The 20637-nt window shown below is 72.2% G+C and carries 22 protein-coding genes; 10 read left to right on the top strand and 12 right to left on the bottom strand.

What is annotated here, in order from left to right; all coding sequences use genetic code 11:
• Positions 1–324: 324 nt before the first annotated feature.
• Together ACFWIS_RS16060 and ACFWIS_RS16055 are read left to right on the top strand one after the other, a co-directional pair.
• The gene (locus tag ACFWIS_RS16060; protein WP_380523877.1) at positions 325–2598 is read left to right on the top strand and encodes a glycosyltransferase family 2 protein; all 2274 of its coding nucleotides are present in this window, start codon (positions 325–327) and stop codon (positions 2596–2598) included.
• A gap of 35 nt (positions 2599–2633) precedes the next feature.
• On the top strand, positions 2634–4565 hold the full coding sequence (locus ACFWIS_RS16055) for a galactose oxidase-like domain-containing protein (RefSeq protein ID WP_380458602.1): 1932 nt from the start codon (positions 2634–2636) through the stop codon (positions 4563–4565).
• A gap of 136 nt (positions 4566–4701) precedes the next feature.
• Here ACFWIS_RS16055 and ACFWIS_RS16050 read toward each other — a convergent pair whose 3' ends face one another.
• The 4 genes from ACFWIS_RS16050 to ACFWIS_RS16035 all read right to left on the bottom strand — a co-directional run bounded on the left by ACFWIS_RS16050 (position 4702) and on the right by ACFWIS_RS16035 (position 8964).
• Positions 4702–5736: a glycoside hydrolase family 6 protein gene (locus ACFWIS_RS16050; RefSeq protein ID WP_380458604.1), complete on the bottom strand. Its 1035-nt coding sequence runs from the start codon at positions 5734–5736 to the stop codon at positions 4702–4704.
• A 224-nt stretch (positions 5737–5960) separates the two neighbouring features.
• A complete protein-coding gene (locus ACFWIS_RS16045; RefSeq protein ID WP_380458606.1) occupies positions 5961–6689 on the bottom strand; it encodes a uracil-DNA glycosylase in 729 nt (242 codons plus the stop codon).
• A 78-nt stretch (positions 6690–6767) separates the two neighbouring features.
• Positions 6768–8102, bottom strand: a complete 1335-nt coding sequence (locus tag ACFWIS_RS16040) for a low temperature requirement protein A (RefSeq protein ID WP_380458608.1) — start codon at positions 8100–8102, stop codon at positions 6768–6770.
• A gap of 82 nt (positions 8103–8184) precedes the next feature.
• A complete protein-coding gene (locus tag ACFWIS_RS16035; RefSeq protein ID WP_380458609.1) occupies positions 8185–8964 on the bottom strand; it encodes an HAD-IIA family hydrolase in 780 nt (259 codons plus the stop codon).
• A 162-nt stretch (positions 8965–9126) separates the two neighbouring features.
• Between ACFWIS_RS16035 and ACFWIS_RS16030 the strand changes: the two genes are divergently transcribed.
• Positions 9127–10215 carry a Gfo/Idh/MocA family oxidoreductase gene (locus ACFWIS_RS16030; RefSeq protein ID WP_380458611.1) on the top strand — a complete coding sequence of 363 codons (1089 nt, stop codon included), beginning with the start codon at positions 9127–9129 and terminating at the stop codon, positions 10213–10215.
• Between the two features lie 60 nt (positions 10216–10275).
• Here the strand turns inward: ACFWIS_RS16030 and ACFWIS_RS16025 are convergent, their stop codons facing one another.
• Both ACFWIS_RS16025 and ACFWIS_RS16020 read right to left on the bottom strand, forming a co-directional pair.
• On the bottom strand, positions 10276–10698 hold the full coding sequence (locus ACFWIS_RS16025) for a type II toxin-antitoxin system VapC family toxin (RefSeq protein WP_380458613.1): 423 nt from the start codon (positions 10696–10698) through the stop codon (positions 10276–10278).
• A complete protein-coding gene (locus ACFWIS_RS16020; protein WP_380458614.1) occupies positions 10691–10975 on the bottom strand; it encodes a type II toxin-antitoxin system Phd/YefM family antitoxin in 285 nt (94 codons plus the stop codon). The genes ACFWIS_RS16025 and ACFWIS_RS16020 overlap by 8 nt, the downstream gene beginning before the upstream one ends.
• A 220-nt stretch (positions 10976–11195) precedes the next feature.
• On the opposite strand from ACFWIS_RS16020, the gene ACFWIS_RS16015 reads away from it, so the two are divergent.
• The 4 genes from ACFWIS_RS16015 (at position 11196) to ACFWIS_RS16000 (ending at position 13958) form a co-directional block, all read left to right on the top strand.
• Positions 11196–11489: a DUF6412 domain-containing protein gene (locus ACFWIS_RS16015; protein ID WP_380458616.1), complete on the top strand. Its 294-nt coding sequence runs from the start codon at positions 11196–11198 to the stop codon at positions 11487–11489.
• Between the two features lie 150 nt (positions 11490–11639).
• The gene (locus tag ACFWIS_RS16010; RefSeq protein ID WP_380458618.1) at positions 11640–12332 is read left to right on the top strand and encodes a YidC/Oxa1 family membrane protein insertase; all 693 of its coding nucleotides are present in this window, start codon (positions 11640–11642) and stop codon (positions 12330–12332) included.
• A 209-nt stretch (positions 12333–12541) separates the two neighbouring features.
• Positions 12542–13309: a CDP-alcohol phosphatidyltransferase family protein gene (locus tag ACFWIS_RS16005; protein WP_380458620.1), complete on the top strand. Its 768-nt coding sequence runs from the start codon at positions 12542–12544 to the stop codon at positions 13307–13309.
• 121 nt (positions 13310–13430) lie between these two features.
• Positions 13431–13958: a hypothetical protein gene (locus ACFWIS_RS16000; protein ID WP_380458622.1), complete on the top strand. Its 528-nt coding sequence runs from the start codon at positions 13431–13433 to the stop codon at positions 13956–13958.
• Positions 13959–13961: 3 nt separating this feature from the next.
• Here the strand turns inward: ACFWIS_RS16000 and ACFWIS_RS15995 are convergent, their stop codons facing one another.
• Positions 13962–14375 (bottom strand): ArsR/SmtB family transcription factor, encoded by a 414-nt coding sequence (locus tag ACFWIS_RS15995; RefSeq protein WP_380458624.1) that lies wholly within the window; start codon positions 14373–14375, stop codon positions 13962–13964.
• Positions 14376–14485: 110 nt separating this feature from the next.
• Here ACFWIS_RS15995 and ACFWIS_RS15990 point away from each other — a divergent pair, with 110 nt between their 5' ends.
• Positions 14486–15475, top strand: a complete 990-nt coding sequence (locus ACFWIS_RS15990) for a zinc-binding alcohol dehydrogenase family protein (protein WP_380458626.1) — start codon at positions 14486–14488, stop codon at positions 15473–15475.
• A 438-nt stretch (positions 15476–15913) separates the two neighbouring features.
• On the top strand, positions 15914–16750 hold the full coding sequence (locus ACFWIS_RS15985) for an NmrA family NAD(P)-binding protein (protein WP_380458628.1): 837 nt from the start codon (positions 15914–15916) through the stop codon (positions 16748–16750).
• Positions 16751–16775: 25 nt separating this feature from the next.
• Here ACFWIS_RS15985 and ACFWIS_RS15980 read toward each other — a convergent pair whose 3' ends face one another.
• From ACFWIS_RS15980 to ACFWIS_RS15960, 5 genes are all read right to left on the bottom strand, one after another.
• On the bottom strand, positions 16776–17330 hold the full coding sequence (locus ACFWIS_RS15980; RefSeq protein ID WP_380458630.1) for a GNAT family N-acetyltransferase: 555 nt from the start codon (positions 17328–17330) through the stop codon (positions 16776–16778).
• Positions 17331–17586: 256 nt separating this feature from the next.
• Positions 17587–17799 (bottom strand): DUF4287 domain-containing protein, encoded by a 213-nt coding sequence (locus ACFWIS_RS15975; protein WP_380458632.1) that lies wholly within the window; start codon positions 17797–17799, stop codon positions 17587–17589.
• Between the two features lie 259 nt (positions 17800–18058).
• Positions 18059–18463, bottom strand: coding sequence for a hypothetical protein (locus tag ACFWIS_RS15970; RefSeq protein ID WP_380458634.1), 405 nt, complete (start codon positions 18461–18463; stop codon positions 18059–18061).
• Positions 18464–18815: 352 nt separating this feature from the next.
• A complete protein-coding gene (locus ACFWIS_RS15965) occupies positions 18816–19088 on the bottom strand; it encodes a hypothetical protein (RefSeq protein ID WP_380458636.1) in 273 nt (90 codons plus the stop codon).
• Entirely contained in the window at positions 19085–19441 is a 357-nt protein-coding gene (locus ACFWIS_RS15960; protein ID WP_380458638.1) for an ATP-binding protein, read from the bottom strand. Before ACFWIS_RS15960 ends, ACFWIS_RS15965 begins: the two co-directional genes overlap by 4 nt.
• A 266-nt stretch (positions 19442–19707) precedes the next feature.
• Between ACFWIS_RS15960 and ACFWIS_RS15955 the strand changes: the two genes are divergently transcribed.
• A complete protein-coding gene (locus tag ACFWIS_RS15955) occupies positions 19708–20520 on the top strand; it encodes a DUF5753 domain-containing protein (RefSeq protein WP_380458640.1) in 813 nt (270 codons plus the stop codon).
• Positions 20521–20637 lie beyond the last annotated feature (117 nt).

Genomic DNA, 20637 nt, shown 5'->3' with positions numbered 1-20637 from the left:
GATCCCTTCACGCCCACGGGGGAAGCCGGGGAGCGCATCGGGTTCCCGCATTCGGAGCCGCCGCGTCGGCCCGCGATCGAACCGGTCGCACACACTCCACGCGTCGGGCTCCCATGTGCCGGATTCCGGCGTCAGAGCATGTCGGGGCGCGTCGGGGCGCGTCAGGGCGTGTCAGAGCGCGTCGGACAGCCCGGTGCCCAGGGAACTCCCGCAGTCCGCCGGGCCGCGTTCCACCCAAGCGGCTCCGGGCCGACCCGGGCAGCTCTGGGCCGGGGCGGGCAACGCCAAGCACAGCACGTCGCAACACTCCGGGGGGAGTACGCCATGACCACGCCGTCCTCGCAGCGAAAGGACGAACGCGACCGAGCCGGTCGCCGGGGCCGCCGCCGAGGCGCCGGGCCGCTGGACGAGAGCGCGTTACGCGCCATACCGGTACCCGAAGCCCCGTACGACTACGGTCACTTCAGTCGTCTGGCGGGTCCGGCGGTCGATCCGGACGAGGACCGGGAACTCGGCGGGGGTGTCTACCGACCGGAACCGGGCGCCGGTGGACTCCCGGACGCCGACGCCGACGCCGACGTCCGGGAGTCCACCGGCGCGGAACCGGCCGCTCCCTACCGGGTGCAGTACCGGAGCCTGCTGCGCCACGAGCCGCACCGGATCCGGGCCGCCCTGCTGCTGCTGGCCGCGCCGCTGGTGGAGATGATCCTGCTGGTCTGGTTGCTGTTGCCGGAGCACTGGCCGGAGCGTGCCGACGAGACCAACACCCTGGTGCTGCTGGGCGACAAGGTGATGATCGGGATCATCGCCGTGGTCGAGGTGTTCCGGCTGGTCAACGTCATCTCCAACACCCACGCCACCCTGGTGGCCCGCGATCCGATACCGGTGACGCCGGAGTCCGGAACCCGGGTCGCGTTCCTCACCACCTGCGTGCCGGGCAAGGAACCGCCGGAGATGGTGCGGGCCACGCTGACGGCGGCCCGTGCGGTGCGACACGAAGGACCGTACGACGTCTGGCTGTTGGACGAGGGAAACGATCCTGCAATGCAGTCCCTGTGCGCCGAACTGGGCGTCCGGCACTTCAGTCGCGCCGGACACCCGCGCTGGAACCGGCCGAAGGGGCGGTTGCGCGCCCGGACCAAGCACGGCAACTACAACGCCTGGCTCCAGGCCCACGGCGACGACTACGACTTCTGGGTGTCCGTCGACACCGACCACGTACCGCTGCCCGACTTCTGCGAGCGCATGCTCGGCTACTTCCGCGATCCGGACGTCGCATTCGTGGTCGGCCCCCAGGTGTACGGGAACTACCGCAGCTCGGGATCGGCCGTCACCAAATTCTCCGAGAGCCAGCAGTACCTCTTCCACGCACTCATCCAGCGCGCCGGAAACCGTTACGGCGCACCGATGTTCGTCGGAACCAACAACGCCGTGAGAATCCGCGCGCTCCAGTCGATCGGCGGGTTGTACGACTCCATCACGGAGGACATGGCGACCGGTCTGGAGTTCCACCGGAGCCGCAACCCGGAGACAGGAGAACGCTGGAAGTCCGTGTACACCCCGGACGTGCTCGCGGTGGGCGAAGGCCCGTCCTCCTGGACCGACTTCTTCTCCCAGCAACTGCGCTGGAGCCGCGGCACCTACGAGACCCTGCTCCGCCAGTACTGGCGGGTGCTCTGGCGGCTGTCGCCCGGCCGGGCGCTCAACTACACGCTGATGGTGGGCTTCTACCCGATGGCGGCGCTCACCTGGCTGCTCGGCGGGGTGTCCAGCGTGCTCTACCTGGGCTTCGGCGCCTCCGGCGTACACGTCTCCTCGGAGCTGTGGATGATGCTCTACAGCGACGCCGCCGCGCTCCAACTCCTGCTCTACACCTGGAACCGCAAGCACAACGTGAGCCCGCACGAGCCGGCCGGCTCCTCCGGGGTCGCGGGCATGGTGATGTCGGCGCTCTGCGGCCCGGTGTACGCGGCCTCGCTGCTCCAGGCGCTGGTACGTCGCCGCAACCGCTTCGTGGTGACGCCCAAGGGCAGTTCGGCCAGCACCGACGGACTGCGCACCTTCCGCTACCACCTGTTCTGGGCCCTGGTGTTCGGCGGCGCGGTGGCCGCGTCCTTCCACACCGGCTACGACCACGTCGCGATGCGCACCTGGGCCTGCATCGCCCTGGTCCTGACCGTGCTGCCGCTGCTGATCTCGGCCGGCGACGCCGTCCGCCGTCGGCGCACCCCGCCCACAGCCACCCTCACCGTGACCGGAGGGCCGTCGGCCACCCCCAGGGTCGTCCTGGAGAAGCGCCACCCGCGCCACGCCCGTACCGCCGCCGCACCCCCGGCGGGGACGGTCGCAGCGGCGAGGGTCGCAGCGGCAAGGGTCCCGGCGGCGAGGGTCCCGGCGCAGGGGGCGCGGCCGGGCCCGGACGGGCTCGACAGCCCGACGCTGCAACTGCGCCTGGCCGCACTCGACGACCACGCCCACAGCGACCACCACGCCCACGGCGGCCACAGCGACCTCACGCCCGGCAGCCAAGCACACGACGGCCGCACCCCCGGCCGGCAGCCGCCCGACCACGCCCAGAGCGGCACGCCCACCCACTGAGCCAGTCCCGCCCGCCTCCCGAGGGGATCACCACCGTGAAGATCCACAAGACCGGCCGCACCAAGCGCTTCGCCCTCGGCAGCACCGTCGCGCTGACCGTCGCCGGGATGAACGCCCCTGCCGTCCTCGGTTTCGCCAGCAGCCAGTACCACCAGTACGTGATCAACCGCCCCGAGTACAAGGCGCAGTACGGCCACTGGCAGACCCTGACGCTGCCCGCCGAGTTCCGGGTCAACGCCGTCCACGCCACCCTGCTGCGCACCGGCAAGGTGCTCATCGTGGCCGGCTCCGGCAACGATGAGAAGCAGTTCAACGCGGGCACCTTCAAGAGCCTGCTCTGGGACCCGGCGAAGAACACCTACAAGCTGGTACCCACCCCCGCCGACATGTTCTGCGGCGGCCACACCTCCCTCCCGGACGGCCGGGTGCTGGTGGCCGGCGGCACCCAGCGGTACGAGAAGCTGGAAGGCGCGGTGAAGAAGGCGGCCGGCATGATGCGGGTGCGCAACGAGAGCCCGGAGCACGACCGCACCTTCCCCAAGGGCACCGTGTTCGTCGCCCCCAACGGCCGCGAGTACGCCAGCACCGTCGAGGTGACCGTCCCCGCCGCGACCAAGAGCGGCTCCGGGAAGCAGACCGTGGTCACCGCCGGCGAGCAGCACGTGTTCGTGGAGGCGGTCGGCACGGGCCCCGACTACGTGACCAACTCGCCCGCCCAGTACCGGATCAAGGGCCTGACCGGCATCGACGCGCACAACCTGTACGGGCAGAGCGAGAAGCTGACCCTGGACAAGCAGGAATACCAGGGGATCCGCTCCGCCTTCGAGTTCAACCCGGACACCGAGCTGTACGAGCAGGTCACCGACATGGCGCACGCCCGCTGGTACCCGACCCTGACCGGGCTGGGCGACGGCCGGGTGGTCACCGTCTCCGGCCTGGACGACACCGGGCAGATCCTCGACGGCAACGAGAACGAGGTCTACGACCCGAAGTCCAAGACCTGGGCCAAGGCCCCCGACCGCTACTTCCCGACCTACCCGTCCATCTTCCTGACGGCGAGCGGCAAGCTCTTCTACTCCGGTTCCAACGCGGGCTACGGCCCCGCCGACAAAGGCCGCGAGCCCGGCGTCTGGGACCTCTCGAACGACTCCTTCCAGCCCGTGCCCGGCCTGCGCGACCCCAACCTGACCGAGACCTCCTCCTCGGTGCTGCTGCCGCCCGCGCAGGCGCAGAAGGTCATGGTGCTCGGCGGCGGCGGGGTGGGCGAGTCCCCGCTGTCCACGGCCCGCACCGACATCGTCGACCTGTCCGCCCCCGCGCCCGCCTTCACTCCGGGCCCGGACCTGCCGGGCGGCGGCACCCGCTACCTCAACAGCGTGATCCTCCCGGACGACACCGTGTTCACCACCGGCGGCTCCAGCGGCTACCGCGGCCGGGGCGACAGCGACCTGCTCAAGGCACAGGTGTACCACCCGAATTCGAACAGCTTCAGCACCGCCGCCGAGCCCGCCGTCGGCCGCGACTACCACTCCGAGGCGCTGCTGCTGCCGGACGGCCGGGTCGCCGTCCTGGGCTCCAACCCGCTGTTCGCCGACAAGGCCGAGACCCAGCCCGGCGGTTTCGAGCAGCGCATCGAGATCTACACCCCGCCGTACCTGTACCACGGCGACCGCCCGGAGGTCACCGCGGCGCCTTCGACGGCGAAGCCCGGCGGCACCCTGAAGATCGGCACCGCCCGGCCCGACGCGGTGACCACCGCCAAGCTGATCAGGCCCAGTTCGGTGACCCACGCGACCGATGTCGAGCAACGCTCGGTCGCCCTGGACATCACCGGCCGCACCGCCGACGGGGTCTCGCTCACCCTCCCGGGCAACCCGAACCTGTTGCCGCCCGGCTGGTACATGCTGTTCCTGACGGACGCCGCCGGCACGCCGTCGGTCGCCCGCTGGGTCCAGGTCGTCGGCTGACCGGCGCGGCCGAGCCGCCGAGCCGGTCACCGGGCGCGCGAGTCACCGAGCCGGTCACCGGCCGCGCGAGACACCGGCCGACAGGGCAGCACGGGCGGTAGTCAGCACGGGCGGCCGGTCAGCGCCGACGGGCGGGTCAGTGCGCCGCCTGCGCCAGCCCGAGCGCGTACGGCAGCCAGAACTGGCCCGCCCGGGGCTCGCCGCGGCCGCACTCGCCGTCCGACTCCCCCGGGTTCTTGATCCACAGGTAGGCATCCACCCCGGGCCGCCCGGTCGCGTCGGTCGGCGCCTCGCCGAGCGCCCGGCCGGGCGGGTTGCACCAGGACTCGGCGCCGGCCGAGCCGTTGCCGCTGCGGCTGGTGTCGATGACGAAGTGCTTCCCGCCCAGGGCGGCGGAGAGCCGGTTGCCGTAGTCCACGTTCCGGTCGGTCGGGTAGAAGTTGGCGACGTTCACCGCGAAGCCGTCCGCCGTGGCAATGCCCGACTTGCGCAGCGCGGCGGCCATCTCCTCCGGGTCCTGGGCCCAGCCGGGGTTGCCCGCGTCGAGGTAGACCCGCACGTTGGGGTGCTTCTTCAACTCCTGGACGGCGAAGGCCAGCAGGCCGTACCGCTCGGCGGCCAGGTCGCCCTTGATCCCGCAGGTGTCCAGGGTGTGGGCGACGGCGTCCGGCTCCAGCACCACCCAGGCCCTGCGGTCGCCGAGGGCCTGGCCGATCCCGGTGATCCAGGAGCGGTAGGAGGCGGCGTCGGGCGCGCCACCGGCCGAGTACTGGCCGCAGTCGCGGTGCGGGATGTCGTAGGCGACGAAGACGGCCGTCCGGCCGGCCTCGGCGGCCCGCCGGCTCACCTGGTCGGCGATCTCCCGGGCGCCCTGCTCGCCGAGCCACTGGGAGGAGGGCTGGGCGGCGATCCGCAGCAGGGTGTCGGCCTCGGCCGAGCGGCCCTGGCCGCGCAGCGCGGCGACCTGCTGGGCGGCATTCGTCTGGTCGGAAACGTAGAAGGCCTGTCCGGGAAGCTGGTCGAGGCCGGCGGAGCCACCCGTCGGGCGCGCGGCGGAGACGCCGGGAGCGCCGGGGCCACTGCTCGCCGCACCGCCGTCCGCACCGCTGCAGCCGGAGACCGCAAGCATCGCCAGACCGGCGATCAGCGCCGCCCACCGAACCGTTCCCACCCGTCCCACCCCGCGCACGTACCGCCCCTCCGAGCTGACTCCCACCCCCGTCGGACCGCTCCGACGACCGGTCGGCTCCAGCTAAGCACACCCCACCCCGGCGGGCGGTCGCCAGCGGTGAACGGCAAGTGGCCGTGGGCGAACGGGAATCCGAACCCGTCCACCCGCGGCCACCGCACCGGACCGAACCGGCGGCTCCGGCCGGGCACCGGCCCGACGGCGCATCAGTCCTGCTTCAGGTTCGGCACCCGCCAGTCGATCGGCTCGCCGCCGAAGCCGGCCAGCGCCGTGTTGATCTGCGAGAACGGGCGGCTGCCGAAGAACAGCTTGGCCGACAGCGGCGACGGGTGCGCGCCATGGACCACCACGTGCTTCTCGGTGTCGATCAGTGGCAGCTTCTTCTTGGCGTAGTTGCCCCACAGCACGAAGACCACCGGCTCCGCGCGCTCGCTCACCGCCTTGATCACCGCGTCGGTGAACTTCTCCCAGCCCTTGGCCTTGTGCGAGTTGGCCTCGTGCGCGCGGACCGTGAGCACCGCGTTGAGCAGCAGCACGCCCTGCTCGGCCCAGTGCATCAGGTAGCCGTTGTCCGGGGCGGGGATGCCGAGGTCGGCGTCCATCTCCTTGAAGATGTTGCGCAGCGAGGGCGGCGTCTTCGTCCCGGGCAGCACCGAGAAGCTCATGCCGTGGGCCTGGCCGTTGTCGTGGTACGGGTCCTGACCGAGGACGAGCACCCGGACCTTCTCGTACGGGGTGGCCTCCAGCGCGGCGAACTCCTGGCCGCTCGGCGGGAACACCTCGTGCTCCGCGCGCTGGGCCGCCACGAAGGCCGCCAGCTCCGCGAAGTACGGCTTCTCCGTCTCGGCACCGAGCACCGCACGCCAGGACTCGGGCAGCTCCAGCCCGCCGCCCCCGCCGGCCTCGACCAAGCCCGCCTCGACCGTGTCCGTCACGACATCTACCTCCCACACCGCGGCTGCTGCGCCGCCCGCCCTCTTACACCCCGAACGCTACACAGCCCCACCGACAACTCACTCCACGGGAACGGCCTCGCCGGGGGCGGCGGGGGCCGAAGGGGCGGCGGGGGCCGAAGGGGAGGCGGGGGCCGAAGAGGAGGTGAGGGCGGGGGCGGCGGCGGGGGCCGGGGAGGAAGCGGCCTCGCCGGGGGCGCCCGGAGCACCCAGCGCAGCCACAGCGGCAACGGCAGCGGCTTCCGCAGCAGCACCAGCCGCAGCGGCCCGCGCCACCCGCAGGTGCTCCACCCCGTTGAGCGCCACCAGCAGCACCGCCAGGGTCACCAGCACCACCAGCGCCGGCAGCCGCACCATCGCGGGCAGCAGCCCCAGCACGACCACCGCCGCCACGATCCGGGTCGTGGACACCCGGCGGAACATCATCCAGCGGGTGTACCCGAAGGTCAGCAGGTACAGCCCGCACCCGCCGTACAGCAGCGCGACCGACCCGGCGCCGAGCGCCCGCCACGGGTCGGCGACCGTCTCCTCGAAACCGACCGCCACCCCGATCACCCCGGCCGCCAGCGCCAGGTGCCCGTACTGGAAGATCCGCCGGATCACGTCCCGCCGCGAGTCGGCGACCTCCACGGCGTGCCGCATGGCGTCCGCCGCGTAGACGAAGTACTGCCACCACAGCCCGGCCGAGATGGTGAACGCGGCGGCCACGGCGACCAGTTCGGGCGCGTCCAGCCTGGCCGCGGCGGCCGGGCCGCCGATCCCGACGATCGACTCGCCGATCGCGACCAGCAGGAACAGCGCGAACCGCTCCGGCATGTGCGAGGGGTGGTACGCCACGTCCGCGAGCCGTCGCCGGAAGACCAGTGGCGCGGACAGGTCGCAGAGCGCGGCCGTCGCCCAGAGTGCCAGCCGCGGCCCGTCCGGCAGCAGTCCGCCGACCAGCAGCAGCGGCCCGCTGACCAGCACGCCCGCGCCGTACGGGCCGCGCCACACGCCCGGGACGCGCAGCAGCATGAGCAGCAGCACCACCCGGGCCGACCAGTACGCGGCGCCGAGCAGCACGCCCCGGCTCCCGTACGAGGCCGGGACGGCGAGCGCCATGAACAGGCCGGTCAGTCCGACCAGCAGGATGCCCAGGCGGTCGCGCAGGTTGTCGACGTCCCGGATGTTGGCCTGCACGGTGGTGCCGACCCAGCACCAGTACACCGGCACGAACACCACCAGCGCCCGGGCCAGTCCGGTGAGGTCGTGCTGGTGGTGCAGCAGCCCGGAGACCTGGGTGATCGCGAAGACGAAGACCAGGTCGAAGTAGAGCTCCGCCCAGGTGACCCGCTTCTCCGCGAGCCCCTCCGCCCCGCCCGCGGCCGCTCTAGCCGCTTCCCCCGTCGTGCTCATCCGCCCGGCCCTCCCCACGCGTACCGAACGAGCCCCGCCCCGGCGCTCGGCCAGGACGGGGCTCGCGACTGCACCGCAGAGGCTAGACCAGCTCGACCAGGTCCGCGATCGACTTGACCACCCGCGTCGGCCGGTACGGGAAGCGCTCCACGTCGGTGGCGGAGGTCAGACCGGTGAGCACCAGGATGGTCTCCATGCCGGCCTCCATGCCCGCGACGATGTCGGTGTCCATCCGGTCGCCGATCATCACTGCGGTCTCCGAGTGGGCGCCGGCGGTGTTCAGGGCCTCGCGCATCATCAGCGGGTTGGGCTTGCCGACGAAGTACGGATCGACGCCGGTGGCCTTGGTGATCAGGGCCGCGACCGAGCCGGTGGCCGGCAGCACGCCCTCGGGGGAGGGGCCGGTCTCGTCCGGGTTGGTGCAGATGAACCGGGCGCCCTGGTTGATCAGGCGGATCGCCTTGGTGAGCGCCTCGAAGGAGTAGGTGCGGGTCTCGCCGAGGACGACGTAGTCCGGGTTGTTGTCGGTCAGCACGTAACCGGCCTGGTAGAGCGCGGTGGTGAGGCCGGCCTCGCCGATCACGTACGCGGTGCCGTTCGGGCGCTGGCTCTTGAGGAACTTGGCGGTGGCCAGGGCCGAGGTCCAGATGCACTCCTCCGGCACCTCCAGGCCCATCCCGGCCAGTCGGGCGCTGAGGTCGCGCGGGGTGTAGATGGAGTTGTTGGTGAGGACGAGGAAGGGCTTGCCGGACTCCCGCAACCTGCGCAGGAACTCCTCCGCGCCGGGGATCGGCGTGCCCTCGTGGATGAGGACACCGTCCATGTCGGTCAGCCAGGACTCGATGGGCTTGCGGTCTGCCACGTGCGTATCTCCTGAAGTGTTGCAGCGTCGTGCGGAGGGCCCTGACGCGGCACAGCCTAATCGGCGCCGGTGGCCGGGGACAGGACGTCCCGCTGCGCGGGATGCGACGGCCGGCCGGCGGAAACCGGGAGCAACCGGGCGCCTCGTGATTGAGTGGGCGGCATGAACCCGCAGACCCCCCGCTCCCCGCACGACCGCCCGCTGCGCGTCGGACTGATCGGCTACGGCCTGGCCGGCTCCGCCTTCCACGCCCCGCTCATCGCGACCACCCCGGGGCTGCGGCTGGACGCCGTGGTCACCGCCAACCCGGAGCGCCGGGAGCAGCTGCGGCGTGAGCACCCGGACGCCCGGGCCGTCGACACCCCGGAGCAGTTGCTCGCCGACCCGGACGGGCTGGACCTGGTCGTCATCGCCTCGCCGAACCGCACCCACGCCCCGCTCGCCCGCGCCGCCCTGCGGGCGGGCCTGGCCACGGTCGTGGACAAGCCGCTGGCCGCGACCGCCGCCGAGGCGCTGGAGCTGTGCCGGCTCGCCGAGGAGCGGGGCGTGCTGCTGTCCGTGTTCCAGAACCGGCGCTGGGACGGCGACTTCCTCACCGCGAGCCGGCTGGTGCGCGGCGGCGCGCTCGGCCGGGTGCACCGCTTCGAGTCCCGCTTCGAGCGCTTCCGCCCCAAGCCCAAGCCGGGCTGGCGCGAGCTCGCCGACCCGGCCGAGGTCGGCGGCACCCTGTACGACCTGGGCAGCCACCTGGTCGACCAGGCGCTCACCCTGTTCGGGCCGGTCGAGACGGTGTACGCGGAGATCGACGTGCGGCGCGACGGCGCGGTGGTGGACGACGACGCCTTCCTCGCACTGACCCACGCCTCCGGCACCCGCTCGCACCTCTGGACCAGCGCGATCACCCCGCTGATCGGCCCCCGGCTGCGGGTGCTCGGCGACGCCGCCGGCTACGTCAAGCACGGCATGGACCCGCAGGAGGGCGAGCTGCGGGCGGGCCGCCGCCCGGACGGCGCCCACCCGTGGGGCGCCGACCTGCCCGCGCACTACGGCACCCTGGGCACCGACGAGTCCGCGATCTCCCTGCCCACCGACCCGGGCGACTACCCCGCCTACTACGCGGGCATCGCCGCCGCCCTGGCCTCCCCCGGCGCCCCGCCCCCGGTCGACCCGCGCGACGCGGTGGCCACCCTCGCCGTGCTGGAGGCCGCCCGCGCCTCGGCGGCCACCGGGACGACGGTCCGGCCGGCCTGAGCGCCGCCGGCCCGAGCGCCGCCGGGTGAGCTCCCGGGGGCGGGCTCCCCCTGGGGCGCCTCAGATCCCGATGACCTCCACCGCCGAGCCCAGGCCCCGGAAGTCGGCCACGTTGCGGGTGTACAGCGGCAGCCCGTGGGCGGAGGCGACGGCGGCGATCATCAGGTCGATCCGGCGCGGGCGCGGCTGCCGTCCGGCGGCGATGGTCAGGGTGACGAGGGTGCCGTAGCGGGCGGCGGCGGCCGCGTCGAAGGGCAGCGGGTCGAAGTCGGCCATCGCCGCGCCCAGCACCTCCAGCCGGGCCGCCCGGCTGATCGGGTCGCGCGCCATCGAGACGCCCTGCTGGAGTTCGGCGAAGGTGATCGCGGTCAGCTCCGGCACCGCGGGCAGGTCGCCGGGGTTGAGCAGGGCGAGGTCGATGTAGACGCAGGTGTCCAGCACTCCGGCCGGCCGCCGCCGGGGTGCTCTCCGGCGCTCAGCCACGCCGCCGCTCGAACGGGTCGTCGCCGTCGTCGCCCAGCAGTTCGTCGGGGCCGAAGTACTCCTCGGCCTCCTTGCGCATTTGCTGGTAGTCGACCCGCGGCAGCTTCACGTGCCGGGCCACCAGTTCCTCCGCGGTGAGCCGCCGCCGCCCGGACACCGGTCGCAGCTCCGCCACCTCGACCCCGTTCCTGGTGATGTGGAAGGTCTCCCCGGCCTCGACCGCGTCCATCACCGCGGCGGAGTTGTTCCGGAACTCCCGCTGGGTAATCGTCTTCATGCCTCCACGGTAGCCCCGTGTAGCACCGGTGGCTACGCCCGGGGCGGTACTCCGGGAACCCGCCGGGCCGTACGATCGTCGTGCTGGGCGTCCGGGCTTCCGAACGTCCGGGCATATGACGTCCGGGCACATGACGTCCGGGCATGCGAGTGCCGGGCACACGAAACGTCCGGACGTTCCGACGTCAGGAAACCGGGAACACACCGAGAGGGGGGTCGCCGTGGGTGTCGTGGCGATGCTGCTCGGCCTGCTCCGGGTGCTGACCGGACAGCTGGTGACCGACGGCGGCGCCCTGGCGTCCGTCGCCGCCATGGCGGCCGTGGTCCTGGTGGCCGGCGCGGTCGCGGGGGCCTTCACCGGCCGGCGACTGCTCGGGGCGCGGGCCCCGGCGGCGGTGCGCAGCGGAGTGCTGCGACGCCGGGCGTTCCGTACGGCGTTCCTTCCGCAGCGTGATCCGGACGCCCGGGGCAGGCGACGCCCCAGGGCGCCGGGGGCGGCCCCGGCGGCCGCGTAGTCCCGCACTTCCTCCGTACGACTCCCGTGCGTCCACGGTCCTCCCGTGCTCGCCACGGCCCCGTGCTTCCCCCGGGTTCCCCGTACGACCTTTCGCGGCCGTCCTCCGCCGACCACTCATGTTCTGAGACCCCGGAGGGCTCGCTTCACCATGTCCGTTCTGTCCGTTCTCGACCCGGCCGTCACCGTCGCCCACGGCCTGGTCTCCGCGATCGCCCACGTCCTGCCGACCGCACTCGCGATCGTCCTGTTCGTCCTCGCCGTCCGGCTCTGCCTCCACCCGCTGGCACGGGCGGCGGCACGCGGCGAGAAGGCCCGTTCCAAGCTGGCGCCGAAGGTCGCCGAGCTGAACAAGAAGCACAAGAACAACCCGGAGAAGGCCCGGGAGGCGCTCGCCGAGCTGTACCGGAAGGAGCAGGTCTCGCCGTTCGCCGGCTGCCTGCCGATGCTGGTCCAGATCCCGTTCTTCTCGGTGATGTACCGGCTGTTCACCACCCCGAACGACCTGCTGGACCACACCCTGTTCGGGGTGCCGCTGGGCCTGCACGTCGGGAACGCGCACGGCGCCGGGCAGTTCGCGGTGTTCGCGGTGCTGGAGGCCGGGCTGGCGGCCGTGGGGTACGTCAACTACCGCCGGGCCCGGCGGGCGGCGGCGGCGCAGACCACCCCGCAGCCGGGGTCGTCGCTGATGCCCTACCTGTCCTTCGCCTCGGTGCTGTTCGCGCTGCTGGTGCCGGTGGCCGCCGCGCTCTACCTGGTGACGACGAGCGTGTGGTCGGCGACCGAGCGGGCCTGGCTGTACCGGGGCACCGGTCAGGTTCCGGCGACCGCGCTGGCGGTGTAGCCCCGTCGCCCGGGAGTGACGCGGGGGGAAGCTCCGGGACGACCGGGGGCCGACGGTCGGCGCCGGCGGACACCTCGGCCGCTTCGTGGAGGCCGCACCACGGCGACTGCCGCAGGGGTCGTACCGGCTGGTCCGGCGCCCCCTCCGTAGGCCGTAGCCTGTGGTGATCGTTTCGGGTCCCGTTTCGGGACGGGTGGAGGGATGTCGTCATGGTGGCTGCTCCGGCGCTCGCCGAGCTGCGCGAGGTGTGCCAGCCGCAGGCCAAGCTGCAGAGCCGCAACGGTGAGCACTGGGCGGGCCGGCTCTACATGCGGGCGATCTCACTGCGGACCACCCGGCAGCTGGTCCGCACCTCGGTCTCACCGAACACCCTGACCTGGGTGATGGTGGTCTGCGGGGTCGGCGGCGGCGCGGCCCTGCTGATCCCCGGCCTGACCGGCGCGGTGCTCGCGGCGGTGCTGTTCCAGCTGTTCCTGCTGTTCGACTGCGTGGACGGCGAAGTGGCGCGCTGGAAGCGCCGGTTCAGCATGGCCGGGGTGTACGTGGACCGGCTCGGCGCCTACCTCGCGGACGCCGCGCTGATGGTCGGCGCGGGTGTGCGGGCCGCGCGCGGGGGCTCCGAGCTATGGGTTTCGGCGGGCCTGGCGGCCGCGCTGGGCGTGGTGCTGCTCAAGGCCTCGACGGACCTGGTGGACGTGGCCCGCGCCCGCAGCGGACAGCCGCCGGCGGACGAGGAGTCGACCCAGCCGCGCTCCCAGGGCATCGCGACGGCCCGCCGGTTCGCCTCGATCTTCAAGATCCACCGGGTGACCAACGGCATCGAGGCCTCGCTGGTGCTGCTGGCGGCGGCCGCGGTGGACACCGGGCTGCACGACCTGGACGCGACCCGGTGGACGCTCGCCGGGATCGCGGTGATCACCTGGGGGATGGTGGTGGCGCACCTGGCGTCGATCCTGTCCTCCTCACGGCTGCGCTGAGCCTCCGGGTCCCGCTGCGCAGCGGGACCGAGACGCCCCTCCCCCGCCAGGGGGAGGGGTCCGCCGCATGCCCGTCGCCGGGCGGACGCGGGGACTGCGGTCCGCCGGGGAGGGTGGAGCCATGACGACGTCGCCCGCCACTGCCGCACCCGCCGTGCCCGCCCCGCCCCGCTGGGCCGTCCGCGCCGCCCACCTGGCCGCGGTCACCGCCCTGCCGACCGGGCTGTGGCGAGTCGGACTGGTCCTCGGCCGACACGGCGGCTACACCGACGCGGGCTACCACGCGGTGGGCTTCACCGGCTGGGACGCGGTGTGGCCGCTCACCCTGAGCGTGCTCACCGAGGCGCTGGCGCTGCTCACCCTCGGCCTGGTCCGCCCCTGGGGCACGGTGCCGCCGCGCTGGGTCCCGTTCCTCGGCGGGCGGCCGGTGAACCCGCGCCGGGTCGTACTGGCGGCCTCGCTGGGCGCGGCCGGACTGACGGTGCTCTGGACGCCGTTCCTCGCCTGGTGGGCGGTGTCGCACCCGAACATGACCCCGCTCGGGCACCTGCTGGTCGGCTTCCTCTACCTGCCCGCGGTCGCCTGGGGCCCGCTGCTGGCCGCGGTCACCGTCTCGTACCACCGGCGGCACCGTGGGATCGGCGCGTAACTCCTAGCCGTGCCAGGCCGGTTCGGCGCCCGGCCCGTCGACGTGCTCGGGCTCGTCGAGAGACTCGGGCCCGCTCGCGGACTCGGGCTCGTTGCGGGCGAGGGCGGCGAGGACGGTGTCCAGCAGGCCGGGGAAGCGCCGCTCCAGGTCGACCGTCCGCAGCACCGAGAACCGGCGGTTGGCCTCCTCGCGCTGGCTGATCACCCCGGCCTCGCGCAGCACCTTGAAGTGGTGACTGAGGGTGGAGGGCGCGACGTCCACCGGGAAGGCCCCGCAGGCACGCTCGGACTCCGTGCGCAGAACCCGGACGATGGTCATCCGGGTGGGGTCGGAGAGCGCGTGCAGGACGTCGTACAAGTCGATCTCCTCGGCCGCGGGATGGGCGAGGGCCGGTCGGCGGCGGGTACTGCGGGGCATGTTCAGACCTCCTCTGATCTGCGATGTTCGACAAATGACGAAACGCGGTGGTACCACTGTGCCCCAGCAGTTTCGTCGTTCGTCGAACATCGTAGTCGAGGGGGCCCGACATGCGCGCACTGGTGATGACCGCACCCGGTGGAGCCGAGAACTCAGAGATCCAGCAGATCGATGCGCCGCACCCCGGCCCCGGCCAGGTGGCGATCGACGTCGCCTGGGCCGGACTGAACTTCGTGGACGTGATGACCCGCCGGGGCGACGGCGGGTACACCGCCGAGTGGCCCCACCGACCGGGCAAGGAGGTCTCCGGTACGGTCCGGGCGCTCGGCGAGGGCGTCACCGGGCTCGCCGTGGGCGACCGGGTGGCGGCCGCACCGGTCGGCGGCGGACTGGCCGACGTCGTGCTCGCCGACGCCGCGCTGACCGTCCCCGTCCCGGACGGGCTGGCGCTCAGCGCCGCTGCCGCCGCCCCGCTCGGCCTGGCCACCGCCGTCCTGCTGCTGACCGACGCGGGCCGGCTGACCGCCGGGGACAACGTCCTGGTCCACTCGGCCGGCGGCGGCATCGGCAGCGCGATCGCCCAACTCGTCCCGCTGCTCGGCGGCGGAGGCACCCTGATCGGCACCGTCGGCCGCCCGGAGAAGGCCGCGGCCGCCGTCGACCTCGGCTACCACCACGCCTTCGCCCGCGACGAGAAGCTCGCCGACGCCGTCCGCGCCGCCACCGACGGCCGGGGCGTCGACCTCGTCCTCGACCCGCTCGGCACCGCTGCCCTGGACCTCGACCTCACCGTCGCCGCACCCGGCGGCCGGATCGTCCTGTTCGGCAACGCGGGCGGCGGCGAGGTCAGCGACCTGCCCACGCTCGGCCGACTGATGGGCGGCAACCTCTCCGTCACCGGGTACAGCCACCGCGCCTTCGCCGCCACCGCCCCAGACCGCCTCGCCCGCGCCATCCGCACCACCCTCGACCTCCAGGCCGACCATGGCCTCACCGTGCCACTCACCGAACTACCCGGCCTGGAGGCCATCCCGGCCGCCCACGACGCGATGCAGGAGGGCCGGGCCACCGGCAAGTACGTGGTGCGGGTGGGTGGTTGACCGCTGACGGGAGCGGCGGGCTCGCCGTCCGGTTGACGGGCACCGGGCACCGGGCACCGGGCGGTCGGAGCGTGAGGACCGCCCCCGGGTCGGCGTGCTCGACCGGCCCGGCCAACCCGGCCACGGCGCCCCCCTGTTCAGCACCGACATGTTCGGCGCCGGCATGTTCGGCGCCGGCATGTTCGGCGCCGGCATGTTCGGCGCCGGCATGTTCGGCGCCGGGGTGCACGGGGTCATCGTCCTCCGCCTCGCACGGCAACAGGTCGCAGCCGACGGCGGACACGAAGTCGAACGAAGTCGAATACGAAGTCGGATACGGAGTCAGGCATACGCCAGGCCTGGCCCTGTGCACGAAAAGTCGGCCGGTCCGACCTCCCGTGCAGCGGCCTGGGCAGGCACGGGGGGCATAGGCCGGGACGGGATCGCGTTGGGGCGGGCATGACCAAGATTCTGGTGATCGGCGCGAACGGCAGTGTGGGCCGGCAGGTTGTGGCCGCGTCGGCCGAAGGCGGGCACGAGGTGCGGGCGTTGGTGCGGGACGGCGCCACGGTCCCGCTGCCGGCGGGGGTGGAGGTCGTCCGGGGTGATCTGGCGGAGCCGGAGAGCCTGTCGGCCGCGCTGGGCGGCGGGGTGGAGGCCGTCTACCTGATGTGGCCCGGGATCCCGGTCCGGCCCCGGGTGGTGGAGCTGATCGCCGAGCACGCGAAGCGGGTCGTCTACCTGTCGACGGACGTGCCGGACCTCGCGGACGGGGAGCCGGCCGTGAGCTTCCATCAGGAGATCGAGCGGCTGATCCGCCGGTCCGGCCTGGAGTGGACCTTCGTGCGGGCGATCGACTTCGCGGGCAACGCGCTCGGCTGGGCCGACCAGGTCCGCACGGGCGTCGTCCGCTGGCCGTACGGACGGGCCCGGCGCTCGCTGGTCCACGAGCGGGACATCGCGGAGGTGGCGGTCCGGGCACTCACCGAGGCCGGGCACCACGGCGGCAAGTACCTGGTCACCGGGCCCGAGTCGATCGCCCACGCCGAACTGGTGCGGATCATCGGCGAGGAACTTGGCACCGAGGTGAGCTGGGAGGAGCTGGCCCCGGAGGCGGCCCGCGAGCAGCTGACGGCGGCCTGGGGGAACCCAGCCTTCGTGGCAGCCCGGCTGCGGGCCTGGGAGTCGTTCACCCGCGAGCCGGAACGGGTGACCGACACGGTGGAGCGGGTGCTCGGCCGCCCGGCCCGCAGCTTCCGCTCGTGGGTGCGGGAGCACGTGGAGGATTTCCGCTGACCGGCCGGGTCGGGCGGCGCGGGGGTCAGCCCCGCTCGACCGCCAGCTCGATCTCCCGGTGGGTCTCGTCGCCCGGCACCGGCACGGACACTCCGGAGCGCCGGAAGCCGGCCCGCAGGTACATCGCCTCGGCGCGGGCGTTGGACTCGTGGACGAACAGGCGGACCCGCTCGATCCGGGGCTCGGTGAGCGACCAGGAGCACTCCTGGGCGGCCCGGATCAGCTCGTGCGCCAGCCCGGTGCCGCGCGCCTCGGGGCGGACATAGACGCCGACGATATGGGTCTGCGGGACGGTGATGACGTCGCCACCGAGGGCGCCGTCCCCGCCGGGCCGCTCGACCAGCACGGTCATGGTGCCGAGCCAGCGGCCGTCCGCGGCCTCCGCGACGAGCTGGTGCACCACGTCGCCCTCGGCGGCTCCGGCGGCGCGCTCCTGCCAGAACCCGTCGGGCCTGGCGGCGGCACTCTCGTAGGTGTCCAGGAAGGCGATGCTCGCCGCCGGGTCCTGCAGCGCGGCGAGGCGGATCTCCTTGACCTGCTCCCATTCCTCGGTCCGGACGCGTCTGATCACTGTGCTCATCCGATGATCGTCAGCGGTTCAGGGCCTCCGCACAACCCCTTTTCGGAGACCGCGCAGCCGCCGGCCGACTGACAGCACCCCCCTCACAGACGGCGGCCTGCCCCGGCGGTGAGACACCACCGCGGCAGGCCGCCGTACCCGGAAGCGTGCGGTCAGTCACACGGCGCGCTCCCGCCCGACCGCGAGCCACCCCGCCGCGCGGGGCAGGATCACACGAAAGATGCGGAGCCCAGCCAGGGCCGGGTGGAGCGGCCGCTCAGTCGGCCCGGTGCTCGGCGAGGGTGTGGGCGACCAGCGCGTTGGCATGGCCGTGGCCGAGGCCGTGCTCGCTCTTGAGCCAGGCGACGAGCTCCATGTGCTTGGTGAGCGGCGAGGTGCGGATCAGGCCCTTCCACTCCTCGACCGGACGGCCGTACTTCTTCTCGATGGCCGGGAAGTAGCTGACGGGGCCCTTGACGGGGGTGGTCATGGCGCGGGTGTCCTGTTCTCGTCTCAGGCGACGGGCGATGCTCTGACTTGCTGATACGACGTTAGCGGCTGGCACTGACACGGGCGATGGCCACGATGAGGGCGAGGAGACCGAAGCCCGCGCCGAGGTGGAGGCGATGACGGTGGCTCCGGAACCCGCGAAGCCGGCCAGGACGACGACCGGGACGATCCGGTAGGCGATGCCCCGACCAACCGCCGTTGGTCGGGGCATCGTTGCGGCGGGCGGCGTGCCGCGGGGCCTAGAAGTTCGGCTTGAGGAAGCTGCCGAAGGTGTAGGAGCCGTCGAACAGCCAGCGGCTGACGCGCATCGTCGCGGGGGACGAGGAGCTGCCGTTGAGCTGGAGCTTCGAGTCCAGGTAGTCGTAGTCGAAGCCCATCGTCAGGCAGTCGGACCAGGTGTAGGTGCCCGCGGCGAGCTTGACGGTGGTGTTCACCGTGGGGGCTATGTCGTACCAGCCCCAGCCGTACGAGCCCGCGGCCAGGGTGATGGTCCGGGAGGTGCAGGTCGTCCCTACGCTGGCGTTCTTCACGACGATCGTCTTGGTGTCGTACACCGTGGTCGCCGCGGAAGCGGTGGTTGCGGTGCCGAGGACGCCTGCGGCGGCCACTGCCACGGCTGCGACGGGAATCTTCCTGTTGAACATGAGACATCTCCCCGCTGTCGATGAATTAGCATCGAACTCGCTTATTTAGCAATGGAGTTCGCGCGATCGACGACTCTTTCAACGGCGCGATGACAACGTCAAGTCCGTTGTGCAGCAAGGATCGCGTTGCGCCACTTCGGTCGCATGAGTGTTTATGGATCTCGCAGGCAGAGCTGGGGCGGGCAGGGTGTACGTAGGAAGTCGAACGGACCGACTTCCTACGCACGAGTGGGAGTTGCTCACCGGTGACGGGGGCCGCCGGAGGCGGGTTGCGCTTCCATCGGTTTCCGCCGAAAGCGGGAGGAGCGGGTTTCACAGAGACCGCCGAAGAGGGCGGCGATGAGGTTGAGGATCAGGAGTCCGAGCATCGGTGGTGGTCGCCGTCGCGGTTGCGCTTGTACTCGCGCAGCAGCGCGAGGAGGTTGATGAGGGTGCTCGCCGGGACGTTGCCGAAGTTGACGAGCCGGCGGCCGCTGAGGTTGGTCTCGCCAGCATGGGCGGAGGGCCAGAGGAGGCCGAACTCGCGGCCCTCGGTGCGGAGTTCGATGATCAGCTCGGTGAGCTGGCGGCCGGCGAGGTGGAGCAGGGCCGGATCGGCGGGGTGGATCGGGTGGTGGGCGCTCATGCGGCACCGTCCAGCTCGAACCAGACGGTTTTGCCCAGCTTTTGGGGACTGACGTCCCAGCGGTGGGTGAGGCCGGCGACGAGCCGGAGGCCGCGGCCGGACTCGGAGAGGAGGTCGTGCGAACGCTGCTCGGGGAGGGCGGAGGAACGGTCGGAGACGCCGACGCGGAGGGTGCGGTCGCGGAGGAGGATGACGACGACCGGGGCGGGGGTGTCACCGTGGTGCCAGGCATTGACGATCAGTTCGACGAGGGCGAGCTGGGCATCGGCGATGAGGGACGGGGGCCAGCCGTCGAGGGCGTCCCGGAGGGTGTCGCGGGAGAGGCCGAGGGAGGGGGAGTTGAGGTTGCGCACAGGGATCTCCCAGAGGGGAACGGGTGAGATCGGCGGATGCGTCGCCGTGAACAAGCCCACTGGACATGGGTGTTCTTCGGTGCCCGAGCGGCGTTATTGACGATCCGTTCGGTGATCGGTGCATCACAGACTGCAGGGCATCGCCACTCACATGTGCCACCGGATCACGAAACATGGTCCACCGGTCGTCGCTGGACTGATCACGAGTCGACGTAGATGCTTGGGCCATGCCACCACGGACCACCCCAACAGCCCGGCAGGAACGGTTGGGCATCGAGCTGCGGAAGATGCGCGACAGCGCCCGCCGAACAACTGCGCAAGCCGCTGCAGTCTTCGGCCTGGACCGGACGAAGATCACTCAGGTCGAGAAGGGGCACTACCCCATCACGGCCGAGCGGGTCCGGACACTGGCCGAAGCGTTCGGCGAGACCGACTCCGCATACATCGATGCCCTTGCAGCCATGGCCGAGGACCGACGCAAGGGCTGGTGGGACGAATACCGGGGCTTCGTGCCGCAGGGCTTCCTCGACATCTGCGAGTTCGAGCACCACGCGCAGGGCATGTACTCCTACCAAATCTGCCACCCGCCAGGCCCCATGCAGTCGGAGCGATACAGCCGGGCGATCTTCCAGGACAACCAGGTCCGACTGACTCCGCGCGTCGTGGAAACGCGTGTCGAGCAGCGGATGCGGCGCTCAGAGATGCTGATGGCGAAGGGCACCCATCCCTACACGGCGATCGTCCACGAGGCAGCCCTCCGCATGCAGTTCGGCGGCCGCGACGTGGCACGGGAACAGCTGGACTGGATGGTGGAGTTGTCCCAGCTGCCACATGTCACGCTTCGAGTGATCAGCTTCGCCGCTGGAGGCTTCAAGGGGCCCGGCCAGGCCATCAACTACGCGAACGGGCCAGTCCCCCGGCTCGACACCGTGAGTTATGACTCCATGGAGGGTCCGATCTTCCTCCACCGGGCCGAACATCTGGAGGAGTACCGCTCGGTCGTCGAGCAGATGGCCGACAGGTCTCTCTCGGTCGAGGGCTCCCGCGATCTGATCGCGAAGATCAAGAAGGAGATATAGCCGATGGAGAACCCCAACTGGATCCGGCCCAGCGCATGCTCCAATGCGAGCAACTGCCCGGAGGTAGCTATCGCCCCCGACGCCGTCTACGTCCGCAGCAGCCTGCTCCCCGACGCC

Origin of the sequence: Kitasatospora sp. NPDC127060, assembly GCF_042724935.1 — a bacterium.
Lineage (GTDB): Bacteria > Actinomycetota > Actinomycetes > Streptomycetales > Streptomycetaceae > Kitasatospora.
Note: the sequence above shows the minus strand (reverse complement) of the source record. Positions and strands in the feature narration are given on the sequence as shown.

What these genes read in the sequence shown, in the direction of transcription:
- ACFWIS_RS16060 (WP_380523877.1), top strand. Translation starts at nt 325, where the DNA reads ATGACCACGCCGTCCTCGCAGCGAAAGGACGAACGCGACCGAGCCGGT.
- ACFWIS_RS16040 (WP_380458608.1), bottom strand. Translation starts at nt 8,102, where the DNA reads ATGAGCACGACGGGGGAAGCGGCTAGAGCGGCCGCGGGCGGGGCGGAG.
- ACFWIS_RS16030 (WP_380458611.1), top strand. Translation starts at nt 9,127, where the DNA reads ATGAACCCGCAGACCCCCCGCTCCCCGCACGACCGCCCGCTGCGCGTC.
- ACFWIS_RS16020 (WP_380458614.1), bottom strand. Translation starts at nt 10,975, where the DNA reads ATGAAGACGATTACCCAGCGGGAGTTCCGGAACAACTCCGCCGCGGTG.
- ACFWIS_RS16010 (WP_380458618.1), top strand. Translation starts at nt 11,640, where the DNA reads ATGTCCGTTCTGTCCGTTCTCGACCCGGCCGTCACCGTCGCCCACGGC.
- ACFWIS_RS16005 (WP_380458620.1), top strand. Translation starts at nt 12,542, where the DNA reads ATGGTGGCTGCTCCGGCGCTCGCCGAGCTGCGCGAGGTGTGCCAGCCG.
- ACFWIS_RS16000 (WP_380458622.1), top strand. Translation starts at nt 13,431, where the DNA reads ATGACGACGTCGCCCGCCACTGCCGCACCCGCCGTGCCCGCCCCGCCC.
- ACFWIS_RS15995 (WP_380458624.1), bottom strand. Translation starts at nt 14,375, where the DNA reads ATGCCCCGCAGTACCCGCCGCCGACCGGCCCTCGCCCATCCCGCGGCC.
- ACFWIS_RS15990 (WP_380458626.1), top strand. Translation starts at nt 14,486, where the DNA reads ATGCGCGCACTGGTGATGACCGCACCCGGTGGAGCCGAGAACTCAGAG.
- ACFWIS_RS15985 (WP_380458628.1), top strand. Translation starts at nt 15,914, where the DNA reads ATGACCAAGATTCTGGTGATCGGCGCGAACGGCAGTGTGGGCCGGCAG.
- ACFWIS_RS15980 (WP_380458630.1), bottom strand. Translation starts at nt 17,330, where the DNA reads ATGAGCACAGTGATCAGACGCGTCCGGACCGAGGAATGGGAGCAGGTC.
- ACFWIS_RS15975 (WP_380458632.1), bottom strand. Translation starts at nt 17,799, where the DNA reads ATGACCACCCCCGTCAAGGGCCCCGTCAGCTACTTCCCGGCCATCGAG.
- ACFWIS_RS15970 (WP_380458634.1), bottom strand. Translation starts at nt 18,463, where the DNA reads ATGTTCAACAGGAAGATTCCCGTCGCAGCCGTGGCAGTGGCCGCCGCA.
- ACFWIS_RS15965 (WP_380458636.1), bottom strand. Translation starts at nt 19,088, where the DNA reads ATGAGCGCCCACCACCCGATCCACCCCGCCGATCCGGCCCTGCTCCAC.